13 protein-coding genes are annotated in these 11,746 nt (G+C 70.4%); 6 read left to right on the top strand and 7 right to left on the bottom strand.

What is annotated here, in order from left to right; genetic code table 11:
- The first annotated feature begins 43 nt into the window (after positions 1-43).
- Entirely contained in the window at positions 44-895 is an 852-nt protein-coding gene (locus ACSQ18_RS06285; RefSeq protein ID WP_436036280.1) for a Sir2 family NAD-dependent protein deacetylase, read from the top strand.
- Between the two features lie 47 nt (positions 896-942).
- Complete coding sequence (locus ACSQ18_RS06280; protein WP_436036279.1) at positions 943-1,548, top strand: histidine phosphatase family protein; 606 nt, start codon at positions 943-945, stop codon at positions 1,546-1,548.
- Here ACSQ18_RS06280 and ACSQ18_RS06275 read toward each other — a convergent pair.
- Both ACSQ18_RS06275 and ACSQ18_RS06270 read right to left on the bottom strand, forming a co-directional pair.
- A complete protein-coding gene (locus ACSQ18_RS06275; RefSeq protein ID WP_436036278.1) occupies positions 1,527-2,369 on the bottom strand; it encodes an HpcH/HpaI aldolase/citrate lyase family protein in 843 nt (280 codons plus the stop codon). The genes ACSQ18_RS06280 and ACSQ18_RS06275 overlap by 22 nt on opposite strands.
- 16 nt (positions 2,370-2,385) lie before the next feature.
- Positions 2,386-3,528, bottom strand: coding sequence for an acyl-CoA dehydrogenase family protein (locus ACSQ18_RS06270; protein WP_436036277.1), 1,143 nt, complete (start codon positions 3,526-3,528; stop codon positions 2,386-2,388).
- Between the two features lie 107 nt (positions 3,529-3,635).
- Between ACSQ18_RS06270 and ACSQ18_RS06265 the strand changes: the two genes are divergently transcribed.
- The gene (locus tag ACSQ18_RS06265; protein ID WP_436036276.1) at positions 3,636-4,232 is read left to right on the top strand and encodes an SACE_7040 family transcriptional regulator; all 597 of its coding nucleotides are present in this window, start codon (positions 3,636-3,638) and stop codon (positions 4,230-4,232) included.
- Between the two features lie 33 nt (positions 4,233-4,265).
- Here the strand turns inward: ACSQ18_RS06265 and ACSQ18_RS06260 are convergent, their stop codons facing one another.
- The 3 genes from ACSQ18_RS06260 to ACSQ18_RS06250 are packed head-to-tail and all read right to left on the bottom strand — an operon-like array spanning position 4,266 to position 7,776.
- Positions 4,266-5,648, bottom strand: coding sequence for a dihydrolipoamide acetyltransferase family protein (locus ACSQ18_RS06260; protein ID WP_436036274.1), 1,383 nt, complete (start codon positions 5,646-5,648; stop codon positions 4,266-4,268).
- On the bottom strand, positions 5,645-6,655 hold the full coding sequence (locus tag ACSQ18_RS06255) for an alpha-ketoacid dehydrogenase subunit beta (protein ID WP_436036273.1): 1,011 nt from the start codon (positions 6,653-6,655) through the stop codon (positions 5,645-5,647). Before ACSQ18_RS06255 ends, ACSQ18_RS06260 begins: the two co-directional genes overlap by 4 nt.
- On the bottom strand, positions 6,655-7,776 hold the full coding sequence (locus ACSQ18_RS06250) for a thiamine pyrophosphate-dependent dehydrogenase E1 component subunit alpha (protein ID WP_436036272.1): 1,122 nt from the start codon (positions 7,774-7,776) through the stop codon (positions 6,655-6,657). Before ACSQ18_RS06250 ends, ACSQ18_RS06255 begins: the two co-directional genes overlap by 1 nt.
- Before the next feature lie 177 nt (positions 7,777-7,953).
- Between ACSQ18_RS06250 and ACSQ18_RS06245 the strand changes: the two genes are divergently transcribed.
- The gene (locus ACSQ18_RS06245) at positions 7,954-8,427 is read left to right on the top strand and encodes an Lrp/AsnC family transcriptional regulator (protein ID WP_144807732.1); all 474 of its coding nucleotides are present in this window, start codon (positions 7,954-7,956) and stop codon (positions 8,425-8,427) included.
- Here the strand turns inward: ACSQ18_RS06245 and ACSQ18_RS06240 are convergent.
- Complete coding sequence (locus ACSQ18_RS06240; protein ID WP_436036271.1) at positions 8,375-9,394, bottom strand: DMT family transporter; 1,020 nt, start codon at positions 9,392-9,394, stop codon at positions 8,375-8,377. The two genes, ACSQ18_RS06245 and ACSQ18_RS06240, sit on opposite strands and share 53 nt — an antisense overlap.
- 73 nt (positions 9,395-9,467) lie before the next feature.
- Here ACSQ18_RS06240 and ACSQ18_RS06235 point away from each other — a divergent pair, with 73 nt between their 5' ends.
- The gene (locus ACSQ18_RS06235; protein WP_436036270.1) at positions 9,468-10,028 is read left to right on the top strand and encodes a CGNR zinc finger domain-containing protein; all 561 of its coding nucleotides are present in this window, start codon (positions 9,468-9,470) and stop codon (positions 10,026-10,028) included.
- Here the strand turns inward: ACSQ18_RS06235 and ACSQ18_RS06230 are convergent.
- Positions 9,988-10,884, bottom strand: a complete 897-nt coding sequence (locus ACSQ18_RS06230) for an alpha/beta fold hydrolase (RefSeq protein WP_436036269.1) — start codon at positions 10,882-10,884, stop codon at positions 9,988-9,990. The two genes, ACSQ18_RS06235 and ACSQ18_RS06230, sit on opposite strands and share 41 nt — an antisense overlap.
- A gap of 68 nt (positions 10,885-10,952) precedes the next feature.
- Between ACSQ18_RS06230 and ACSQ18_RS06225 the strand changes: the two genes are divergently transcribed.
- On the top strand, positions 10,953-11,732 hold the full coding sequence (locus tag ACSQ18_RS06225) for an exonuclease domain-containing protein (protein WP_436036268.1): 780 nt from the start codon (positions 10,953-10,955) through the stop codon (positions 11,730-11,732).
- Positions 11,733-11,746 lie beyond the last annotated feature (14 nt).

Here is an 11,746-nt window from a genome sequence, read left to right as displayed (position 1 = left end):
AGGCGTAGTGTCGGACGCACGCGAACGCGAAGGGGGTGGGACGATGACGAGCGTGCTGGACCTCGATCACGCAGCGACCGCCGCCGTCGGCCGCGCCGTCGATGTGCTCGCCGGCCGCCGCGTGGCCGTGCTCACCGGCGCCGGCGTCTCGACCGACTCCGGCATCCCCGACTATCGAGGCAAGGGCGCGCCCGTCCGCACGCCCATGACGGCGCAGGAGTTCCTCTCCAGCGAAGCGGCCCGGCGACGCTACTGGGTCGGCAGTCACCTCGGATGGAACGCGTTCGCGGCATCCGCGCCCAACGGAGGCCACGAAGCCCTCGCCGCGCTCGAGCACGCCGGGATCGCGACGGGCATCATCACCCAGAACGTCGACGGACTCCACGTGCGTGCAGGCAGTCGCCGCGTGGTGGAACTCCACGGCACGATGCGGCGCGTGTTCTGCACCCACTGCGGCCAGGTGTTCGACCGCCGCGACCTAGCGGTGCGCGTGGAAGCCGACAACCCCTGGATCACGGTGCCCGAGAACGTGCGCCTCGGTCCCGACGGAGACGTGCTGCCCGAGTCCAGCGACGGCTTCGTCGTCCCGGCGTGCAGTGTGTGCCAGGGCATGTTGAAGCCCGACGTCGTCTTCTTCGGCGAGTTCGTCCCCGTCGAGAAGTTCCAAGAGGCCGAGCAACTCGTGCGTTCGAGCGATGCGCTCCTGGTGGCGGGTTCCTCCCTCGTGGTGAACTCCGGGGTGCGACTGGTCGAGCGCGCTCGCCGCCGCAAGCTGCCGGTGGTGATCGTCAACCGCGGCGAGACCCGCGCGGATGCCAAGGCGACCGTCAAGATCGATGCGGGAACGACCGAAGTGCTCCGTGCGCTGACCTCGGCCCTCTCGGCGCTGCGCTGACACCCGACACGGTCGGGAGGCCGGCCGCGCCCGGTTAGGCTCGAAGGGTGACGACCCTGACGCTCGTCCGCCACGGCGAGACGGACTGGAACCTGCAGCGACGAATCCAGGGATCCACCGACATCCCGCTCAACGACACCGGGCGGCGGCAGGCTCGCGACGCGGCGGAGGTGCTGCGGGCCCGGCTGGCCGGAGACGGACCGCTCGTGGTCGCCGCGAGCGACCTCTCCCGAGCGCGCGAGACGGCCGGCATCATCGCCGCCGCCCTGGGTGCGGCGGAACCGCGGACCTACCCGGAGCTGCGTGAGCGGAACTACGGGGATGCCGAGGGCGTCGACATCGCCGAGTTCCGCGAGCGCTGGGGCGACTGGGATCACGCCGTCGTCCCCCGCGCGGAGGCGTGGGCGGACGTTCGAGTGCGGGCGCTGTCGGGGCTCCGCGCCGCGATCCGCGATGCCCGCCGCACATCGTTCCCCATCGCACCGTCGCTCGTCGTCGTCTCGCACGGCGCGCTCATCCGCGAGGTCATCCGCCACGCGTCCGGCGGCGACTTCCCGCTGGCGGGCGAGCGGCTGGCCAACGGCTCGGCGCACACGTTCCTGATGGAACGCGACCGGTTGAGCCTCCTGGACTACTCCGGCATCTCCGTCTGAGTCGCGCGCGCCACGATGGTGCGGGCATGGCGGAGCACGGGTTCGTCGACCATTCGCCCCTCGAAGCGGAACACGCCCGGCTGGTCGGCCGCCGCCGTGAGCAGGCGGCGGGCACGGGCGAGGTCGTCGGCATGCGGCCGGTACGCGGCGCGCACGACCGCGACCTGCGACGGGTGGATGCAGGCGGTCCCCGTGAAGCCGCTCGCTGCGGCATCCTCCGCTTCGCGTCGCTGACCGCGCTCGTCGGCGATGTCGAGGTGCACGGCGTCGTAGGCCGCCTTTCCCCGCGCCCCGGCGGCCAGGAGCACCCGAGAGCGCGCGTAGCGGGCGATGTCGCGGTAGCCGCCCTTCTTCTTGCGGCTCGAGGTTCCGCCCAGGGAGGCGATGAGGTCTTCCGCGCCCCACATCAGTCCGACGACGGCGTCGAGCGCCGCTATCGCCTCGGCCTCCGCCACCCCCGCGGCCGTCTCGCACAACGCGATCAGCCGGAAGCGGGGATCGATCTCGCCGAAGTGCCGGGCCGACTCCGCCTTGGCGACCATGATCGTCCGGTAGTCGGTCTGGGAGAGGGTGGCGAGGTCGGCGACGAAATCGGCGGTGTCCGTCGGGTTGACGCGCACGATCACCCGGTCGGGGTCGATCGGCACATCGATGAGGTGCCCGCGTGCCGCCGCCTTCGCGCCGGGCCCGACGGCATCCTCCAGGTCGAGGATCACGGCGTCGGCGCGCGCGAGTGCCTTCTCGAAGCGTTCGGGCCGGTCGGCGGGGCAGAACAGCAGAGCCGGACCGAGCGGGGCCGGGGATGCCACGGGGTGCGTCACGATGTCACGCTACCGGTCACGCGATGCCGAGAGCGCGGGCGATCACCAGCAGCTGCACCTCGCTCGTCCCCTCCCCGATCTCGAGGATCTTCGAGTCGCGGTAGTGACGGGCGACCGGGTACTCGTTCATGAACCCGTTGCCCCCGAAGATCTGGGTCGCATCGCGTGCGTTGTCCATCGCGGCGTCGCTCGCCGTGAGCTTCGCGATGGCCGCTTCGGTCTTGAAGGGCCGTCCGGCATCCCGCAAGCGGGCCGCGTGCTGCCAAGCCAGCCGTGCGATGTGCAACCGCTGCTGCATGCGGGCGATCGTGAACTGGACGCTCTGTCGCGTCGAGAGCGCTTCACCGAAGACGGTGCGCTGGCGGGCGTAGTCGACGGCTGCCTCGAGGCATCCCTCCGCCGCACCCGTCGACAGCGCGGCGATCGCGATGCGGCCCTCGTCGAGGATGTGCAGGAAGTTGGCGAAACCGCGCCCCTCCTCGCCCAGCAGGTTCGCGGCCGGCACGCGCGCACCCGCGAACGAGAGCGGGTGCGTGTCGGAGGCGTGCCACCCGACCTTGTCGTAGGCGGGTCCGACCTCGAAGCCCGGCGTCCCCGAGGGCACGATGATCGTCGAGATGCGTTTGCGCCCCTCGTGCTCTCCCGTCACGGCGGTGACGGTGACGAAGCGGGTGATCTCGGTTCCCGAGTTGGTGATGAACTGCTTGGCCCCGTCGAGGACCCACTCGTCGCCGTCGCGACGCGCGGTCGTGCGGGTCGCGCCCGCGTCGGAGCCCGCCTCCGGTTCGGTCAGGCCGAATCCCGCGAGCGCCTCGCCCGCCAGGAGGGACGGCAGCAGCTCGCGCTTCTGCTCCTCGGTGCCGAAGCGGAAGACGGGCATCGCCCCGAGGCTCACGGCGGCTTCGAGGGTGATCGCGATCGACTGGTCGACACGAGCCAGGGCTTCGATCGCGAGACAGAGCGCCATGTAGTCGCCGCCCTGCCCGCCGTACTCCTCGGGGAACGGGAGCCCGAACAGACCCATCTCCCCCATTGCGGCGACCACGTCCAGCGGCAGCGTCTTCGTGCGATCGGCTTCGTAGGATCGCGGCGCGACGACCTCGTCGGCGAACTGCCGGACGAGGTGCGCGAGTTCGCGCTCCTCTTCGGTGAGTGTCATGTCATCTCCATCGACGTCACGATCCCGTCACAGCCGTTGTCGCTCGAAGACCCGACCGGTTAGGTTTCACTAACTGATTCTCTGTAGGTTAGCGAGGATTAACTGAGATGGCAACGGGGACCACGGAGCGCCACCGCGCCAAGGTGGAGCGACACCACTCACTTCTGCGCGCCGCGGCGCGCCTCTTCGCGGAGCGCGGCTTCAGCGGCGTGAGCCTGGAGGAGCTGGGGGCGGCGGTCGGCGTCAGCGGCCCCGCCGTATACCGGCATTTCGCCAACAAGCAGGCGCTGTTGGCCGAGATCCTCGTCGGCGTCAGCCGGCGCCTGCTCGACGGCGGACGCGAGGTCGTCACCGGCACCACCGACACCGCAGGGCAGTTGACGGCCCTCGTCGACTTCCACGTCGACTTCGCCCTCGCGGATGCCGACGTGATCCGCGTGCAGGACCGCGACCTCGCCAGCCTCACCGCCGACGACCGCGCCACGGTGCGCGAACTGCAGCGCTCCTACGTCGATGTGTGGATCGACGCACTACGGGGCCTGCACCCGACGCGGAGCACCGATGAGCTCCGGATTCGGGTCCACGCCGCGTTCGGCCTCATCAACTCGACACCGCACACGGTGCGCACCGCGCGCGGCACGACCGACACCGAGGGACTCCACGGCATCCTGCGCGACATGGCGCTGGCCGCCCTCCGCGCCTGATCGCGTTCTCGAGCGACCAGGCGCCCGGGTCGCTCAGCGCAGGAGCATCGCGCGGCCGGGCTCCCTCAGCACGTCGGCGACATCGCGCAGGAAGCGCGAACCCTGCTCGCCGTCGACCAGCCGGTGGTCGAAAGAGAGGCTCAGTGTCATGACGTCGCGAAGGGCGACACCGCCCTCGAACTCCCACGGCTGTCGGCGCACCGCGCCGAGACCGAGGATGCCGGCTTCCCCGGGATTGAGGATCGGCGTACCGGCGTCGACGCCGAAGACGCCGAAGTTGGTCAGCGAGAACGTCCCACCCGTCAGCCGGTCCAGTCCCGCCCGACCGCTGCGGGCGACCGAGGTCAGCTCCGCGAGCGCATCAGCGAGGGCGACGAGATCGAGCGCCTCGGCATCCTTGACGTTCGGAACCACCAATCCGCGCTCGGTTGCGGCCGCGATGCCGAGATTCACGTAGCCGTACTGGACGATCTCGCCGGCCTCCTCGTCCCATCGGGCGTTCAGCTCCGGATGCCGGCCGAGGGCGAGACAGACCGCTTTGGCAACCACGGCGAGCACGCCGACCCGGTGTCCGTCCAGCCGCCGATCCTCGCGCAGAGCGTCCAGCAGCCGCATCGTCGCGGTGACGTCCACCGTGAGGAAGGTGGTGACGTGCGGCGCGGTGAAGGCGCTGCGCACCATGGCGGCGGCGGTCGCTTTCCGCACCCCGCGAATCGGGATCCGGGTCTCCCGCGCACCGCCACCGTCGCCGATCGGAGCGGCAGCGGTGTCGATGGCGTGCGCCTCGTCCGACGAACCCGCCGGCGCGGACGCCGGAGCGAGCCGCAGGGCGAACGCCTCGACGTCGGCGCGGGTGATGACCCCCGTGACGCCGGAGGCCTCGACCAGCGCGAGATCGACACCGAGGTCCTTCGCGAGCTTGCGCACCGGCGGCGTCGATCGCGGCCGCTCGTGGCGCGGCTCCTCCGAAGCGGCAGGCGCGAGGAGGTCGTGCGGCGCGTCGAGCACCGCGGTGTCGCCGGTCACGGCTCGCGAGCCCGCCCGCGCACGACGCTGCGGCCGTCCGGCGGCCCGAGGCGGCGCGCCGTATCCGACGAGGTTCGGCGTCCGAACCTCGTCGGGCGAGGTCGCCGCGGTTCCCGAGTCGCTCACCGGAGCGGCATCCGCAGGCGCCTCCTCCTCGATGTCGAACGTGATGAGCAGCTCCCCCACCGAGACGACATCCCCCGCGGCGTGCGAGAGCTCGCTGACCACACCGGCAAAGGGCGACGGCAGTTCCACGATGGCTTTGGCGGTCTCGACCTCCGCGATCGTCTGGTTCAGGGTCACGCTGTCCCCGGGAGCCACGTGCCACTGCACGATCTCGGCCTCGGGCAGCCCTTCGCCGAGATCCGGGAGACGGAACTGCGCGATCACTGCGCGACCTCCGAAAGGCTGTGGGGCCGATCCAGCACGCGATCGACAGCGTCGAGGATGCGGTCGAGGTCGGGAAGGTGATGCCGCTCGAGCTTCGCGGGCGGATACGGGATGTCATGGCCGGTCACCCGGACCGGAGCGGACTCCAGATAGTGGAAGCACTTCTCCGTCACGCTGGCGATGAGTTCCGCACCCACACCCGCCTCCCGGGCCGCCTCGTGCGTCACAACCACGCGACCGGTCTTGCGCACCGAGGCCGTCACGGTGCGATAGTCCACGGGCGAGAGGGAACGGATGTCGATCACCTCGATCGAGATGCCGTCATCTTCGGCAGCGGTCGCGGCATCCATCGCCGTGGTCACCTGTGCCCCATACGTCAGAAGCGTGACGTCGGTCCCCTCTCGGACGACGCGGGCGAGCCCGAGCGGCGCCGCGTCGGCGACGTGACCGGCGAGATCGACCTCACCCTTCGAGTGGTAGAGCCGCTTGGGTTCGAAGAAGATCACCGGGTCGTCGCTCGCGATCGCCTGGCGGAGCATGGTGTACGCGTCCTGGGGGTTCGACACCGCGACCACCCGCAGTCCGGCCGTGTGGACGAAGTAGGCCTCGGGCGACTCGGAATGGTGCTCGGCCGCGCCCACGCCGCCGGCCCAGGGGATGCGGATGGTGATAGGCAGCCGCACTTTGCCACCGGTCCGATAGTGGAGCTTCGCGACCTGGCACACGATCTGGTCGAAGGCCGGGTACACGAAGCCGTCGAACTGGATCTCCACCACCGGGCGGAACCCCCGAAGAGCCAGGCCGACGGCCGTGCCGACGATGCCCGACTCCGCGAGCGGAGTGTCGATGACGCGAGCCGCACCGAACTCGTCCAGCAGGCCGTCCGTGATGCGGAACACCCCGCCGAGACGGCCGACGTCCTCCCCCATGATCAGCACGCGGTCGTCATCGGCCATCGCCTGGCGCAGCCCTGCGCCGAGCGCCTTCCCCATCGTCATCTCGGGCATCAGCGCGTCTCCTCGTCCGCGAATCCGGCGAGGTAGGCGGCGAAGTGCTCGCGCTCCTCGTCGATGCCGCTGTGAGGCTCCGCATAGACGGAGTCCAGCAGCGCGAGCGGTGGGCGCGTGGTCGCACCGACCGCAGCCGCGCGCATCTGCGTCGTGTACGAGAGCGCATCTGCGTCGACATCCGCGCGGAACGCATCGTCGAACGCGTCGATCTCGCGGAGGTGCGCCTCCAGGCGCAGCAACGGGTCCCGTGCGCGCCACTTCTCGAGTTCGGCCGCGTCGCGGTAGCGCGTCGGGTCGTCCGACGTCGTGTGCGGACCCATCCGATACGTCACCGCCTCGAGGAACGCCGGTCCCTCGCCGCGCCGTGCGTGATCGAGCGCCCAGCGCATCGCCGCCGTGCAGGCCAGCACGTCGTTGCCGTCCACGCGCAGACTCGGGATGCCGAAGCCCGGCGCACGTCCGGCGATCGGGAACTTCGACTGCACCGTGACGGGTTCGGAGATCGCCCACTGGTTGTTGGAGCAGACGAACACGACCGGCGCGCCGAACGACGACCCGAACACCATCGCCTCGTTCACGTCGCCCTGACTCGTCGCCCCGTCGCCGAAGTACGCGACGGCGACCTGGTCGCCTCCGTCGCGCTGCACGCCCATCGCGTAGCCCACCGCATGGAGAGCCTGCGCGCCGATGATGATCTGCGGCGGGGCGGCGTGGAGCTCGTGCGGGTCGTAGGTCGAGAGCACCTCACCGCGCCACGACAGCACGAGGTCGGCCGGTGCCGCCCCCCGAACCAGGAGAACGCCGAGTTCGCGGTAGCTGGGGAAGAGGAAGTCGTCGGGCCGGCAGGCGCGTGCGCTGGCGATCTGAATGGCCTCCTGGCCCTGCGCGGGAGCCCACAGGCCGAGCTGCCCCTGACGTTGGAGCGCCACCCCCTCCGCGTCCACGCGGCGCGCGATGGCCATGTCGCGGTACAGCCCCTGCAGCGCCTCGGCGTCGAGGTCGGCGATCCACGGTTCCAGTCGCGCATCGTGGCGACGCTCGCCCTCGGGGGTCAGCAGCTGCAGCGGTGCATCGAGATCGGTGTGCTGCGCGGTGTCGGTCGTCGGGGTGTACGTCATCGTCGTCCCTTCTGCGAGAAGCCGCGCCATCTTGTGGACGACACGGTCGTTTCCCTTCGCCGGCCTCGTCGCCGGTGACCCGAGGCTACGTCGCTCGCGCACCTAGCTCAAGCATTGCCGTTCGTATTGAGCATGTTGCGCAGACATGATTCGATCGCGATGCTATGGTTTCGCACTATGGGATCTCTTGACCACGTCGATCTCGAGCTGCTGAACGCCCTGGCCGACGACCACCGCGCGACCGTCGTGGCGCTCGCCGAGCGTCTCGGGTTGTCGCGCAACACCGTCCAGGCACGGATGGCGAAGCTCGAGCGTTCCGGAGTGTTCGGGTCCTTCGAGCGCGCGATGGCGCCCGTGGCGCTGGGCTACCCGATCGAGGCGATGGTGAGCATCGTCGTCCGTCAGGCCGACCTCCCGCGCATCACGGAAGAGCTCGCCCGCATCCCCGAAGTACTGCAGGCCCACGGCCTCAGCGGACAGGTCGACCTCCTGGCGCGCGTCGCCGCACGCGACACGCAGCACCTCTTCGGCATCGACGCCCGCATTCTCGCCATCGACGGCGTCGAACGCACCGAGACATCGCTCGTGATGGGCGAGGTCATCGGCTATCGGGTGCGCCCTCTGCTGGAAGCGGCTCGGCGAGAGTCGTGACGGCGGGCGTGGCCTCCGCGTCCATGCGGACGAGGACGACGCCGACGAGGATGAGCGCTCCCCCGAGGAACTGGATCGGCGCGGGGGTCTCGGCCAGGAGCAGCCACGCGAACATGAGGGCGAAGAGCACCTCCGACAGTCCGATGAACGACGCGAGGCGCGACCCGGTGCGCGGTACCGCCATCACGCCCAGCGCGTAGCCCACGGAGGTCGCGACCCCGCCGACCCACAGGAGCGGCACCCAGCCGGCGACCTCGATCCCGCGGAAGGCGACCGTCACGTCGGGGGCGGCGAAGGGCAGGATGCCGACGAGCGCCAGGAGCCCCGTGAACAGCGCGCCCACCACGAGCCCGCCCGATGCGAGGGCGAGCGGGGGCAGGTCGTCACCGGTGCGCTCCGACATGACGAAGTACACGCAGACGCACAGGGCCGCTCCGAGGGCGAGCAGCGTGCCCAGCAGATCGAAGCGCGCGCCGGAGATGTCGACGACGAGCACGAGTCCGGCCATCGCGACCGCCGAGCCCACGAGAACGAGACGCGACGGAGCCCGGCGCGTGCGCAGCCAGACGAAACCGACGAGGAACACCGGCGCGAGGTACTGGATGAGCAGTGCGACGGCCACCGGCATCCGCTGCATCGCCGAGAAGAACAGCAGCTGACATCCGGCGACGGGGATGAGCCCGAAGGCGAGCAGCGCGAGCCCGTGGCGTCGGACGAACGCGCGCTCCCGCCGAACGGCACGGACCAGCGCGGGCGACAGCACGAGTGCCGCGAGTCCCATCCGCACGATGAGGGCTGCCGACAGCGACCAGCCGGCCTCCAGAAGCGGCTTGACGAGCGGTCCGCTCGACGAGAACGCCAGTGCCGACGCCACCGCCATGAGCACGCCGACGCCGCGTCCGTGCGACGATCGACCCGCCTCGCCGACGATGGGGCGGATCACGGGGAGCGGCGCGGTCTGGGTCACGGAAACCTCGGCTGTCAGGAGTGATCGTTGTTTACACTGGTGACAGTACTGCCCCCTTCAGTCAGGAGTCAACATGGTCTTCATTCGTGACACCGAGCTCGCACTGCGCGCCGGAGTCGCCCTCGTGAACACCCTGCCCGACACCGACACCGAGGGCGTGGATCGCCTCGAGACGCCGGCCGACCTGGCCGCGTTCCTCGTCGACTATCCCTACACGGGAACCATGACGCGCGACGAGGCCGAACTCTCCGCCGTACGCGGCATCCGGGGCCCGCTCCGCGCCCTGTGGGATGTCGATCGAGACGGCGCCGTGCCCATCGTCAACGCCATGCTGCGCGACGGGCGAGCACTCCCCCAGCTCGTCATCCACGACCAGTTCGATTGGCACATCCACGCCACCGACGACTCCGCACCGCTCGCGACGCGCATCCTCGTCGAGGTCGCGATGGCGTTCGTCGAGGTGATCCGCGCCGACCAGTGGGACCGCGTGCGCCTCTGCGACGCGGACGACTGCCGATCGGTCTACGTCGACTACTCGAAGAACGGGTCGAAGCGGTATTGCGACACCGGCAACTGCGGCAATCGCATGAACGTCAACGCGTACCGGCGTCGGAGGGCGAGAGAAAGCGCGTGACCGCCGCAGCGGCCTGATCGGGCGTCTCGTAGTGGATGAGGTGCCCGACGCCCTGGATCTCGACCAGCGTCGCGTCGGCGAAGAGCGTCTGCAGGTGGCGCTCGGCCTCGATCGGCGTGATGTCATCGCGGTCGGCGGCGACCAGCAGCGTCGGCTGCGCGATGCGGGGCGCGAAGGCCCGTACGTCGTGCGACACCGAGGCGACGAACGCGTCGCGCAGCACATCACGATCGGCGAAGTCCGAGAAGTACGTGTCGTGCTGATCGTGGATGAAGGCGCGCAACCCGCGATCGCGCGTCTTCGCCATCGAGACGCTCATCACGCGCACCACGAGGCGATTGCGCAGCAGGGCCTCCCCGAGGCGCCGCGGCAAGCGCGCTCCCGCCGCGTAATAGAAGACCGCGAGGCGGGTGAGGATGCCGCGGGGCCCCTCGAGCGCGGGGGCGCCGATGGGATTGACGAGCACGAGGCGATCGGTAGGGAGGCCGCCCGCCACCGCCGCGGAAGCGACGATCGACCCGAACGAGTGTCCGAGCACGATCGCTCCCGGTGCTGCGGCCGCCGCGAACTCGGTCAGCCACCGCGCGTAGGTCTGCAGCGTGTGCGTCAACCCCGGAAGGGGCGGAGTCTCGCCGAACCCCGGAAGGTCGGGTGAGACCACTCGGATGCCGTCCAGGTGCGCCACGACGGGTTCGAGACCGTGATGGTCGCCGCGGAAGCCGTGCACCGCGAGGAGGGTGACGGGCGCATCGGCCGGGCCGTACACCCAGTACACGGTGCGGCCTCCCAGGACCTCGACCTCGCGACGCTCGACCGGGATACGCGCGAGGCGCTCGGCGTAGGGGTTGGTGACCACCCGTCGAGTCTACGAGGCGCCGCGCGCGCCGCGTCGCGGATGTCGGAGCGCCCCCGTAGCGTCGGAACATGGTCGAATGGCGCTCCGTACCGCTCCCGTTGTGGGACGACGACGAGATCGCCGAAGCGTCGATCCGCACCGCCCCGCCCCTCGCCTCCGCGCTTCCGGAGTGGGCCCAGCGCGTCGGTGTGTTCGACCTGGAGACCACGGGGGTCGACGTCACACGCGACCGCATCGTCACGGCGCACGTCGGCGTCCTCGACCACACCGGGCAGGTCGTCTCCGCCCGCTCCTGGATCGCCGACCCCGGGATCGACATCCCCGCCGGAGCCACCGCCGTCCACGGCATCACGACGGAGCATGCCCGAGCACACGGTCGCCCCGCGCGCGAGGTCGTCGCCGACGTGGTCGACGATCTCCAGCGGCTGTTCGACCTCGGCATCCCCGTCGTCGCCTACAACGCCCCCTACGACTTCTCGCTGCTCAAGTACGAGGCTCTGCGCCACGGCATCGTCCCCATCGCCTCGCCCTCTCCCGTCGTCGACCCGCTCGTCCTCGACAAGACGTACGACCGTTACCGCAAAGGCAAGCGCACGCTGGAGGTGGTCGCCGCGCACTATGCCGTCGCGCTCGAGGGTGCACACGACGCGTCGGCGGATGCCGTGGCCGCCGGCCGCGTGGCGCAGGCACTGGCGGCTCGCTACGCCCTCTCGCACGAGGTCGAAGAGCTCCACACCCAGCAGATCGGGTGGGCTCGCTCGCAGGCGGAGAGCTTGACCGAGTACTTCATCTCGGTGGGGCGGCTGAGCCCCGACGACGCCCTCGACGGCAGCTGGCCCATCCGCTGAAAGCCAGGCCATCG

The sequence above is a fragment of the Microbacterium sp. LjRoot45 genome (assembly GCF_964253325.1).
In the GTDB taxonomy this organism is placed as follows: Bacteria; Actinomycetota; Actinomycetes; order Actinomycetales; family Microbacteriaceae; genus Microbacterium.
Note: the sequence above shows the minus strand (reverse complement) of the source record. Positions and strands in the feature narration are given on the sequence as shown.

What these genes read in the sequence shown, in the direction of transcription:
- ACSQ18_RS06245 (WP_144807732.1), top strand. Translation starts at nt 7,954, where the DNA reads ATGGGATCTCTTGACCACGTCGATCTCGAGCTGCTGAACGCCCTGGCC.
- ACSQ18_RS06250 (WP_436036272.1), bottom strand. Translation starts at nt 7,776, where the DNA reads ATGACGTACACCCCGACGACCGACACCGCGCAGCACACCGATCTCGAT.
- ACSQ18_RS06225 (WP_436036268.1), top strand. Translation starts at nt 10,953, where the DNA reads ATGGTCGAATGGCGCTCCGTACCGCTCCCGTTGTGGGACGACGACGAG.
- ACSQ18_RS06235 (WP_436036270.1), top strand. Translation starts at nt 9,468, where the DNA reads ATGGTCTTCATTCGTGACACCGAGCTCGCACTGCGCGCCGGAGTCGCC.
- ACSQ18_RS06265 (WP_436036276.1), top strand. Translation starts at nt 3,636, where the DNA reads ATGGCAACGGGGACCACGGAGCGCCACCGCGCCAAGGTGGAGCGACAC.
- ACSQ18_RS06270 (WP_436036277.1), bottom strand. Translation starts at nt 3,528, where the DNA reads ATGACACTCACCGAAGAGGAGCGCGAACTCGCGCACCTCGTCCGGCAG.
- ACSQ18_RS06285 (WP_436036280.1), top strand. Translation starts at nt 44, where the DNA reads ATGACGAGCGTGCTGGACCTCGATCACGCAGCGACCGCCGCCGTCGGC.
- ACSQ18_RS06255 (WP_436036273.1), bottom strand. Translation starts at nt 6,655, where the DNA reads ATGCCCGAGATGACGATGGGGAAGGCGCTCGGCGCAGGGCTGCGCCAG.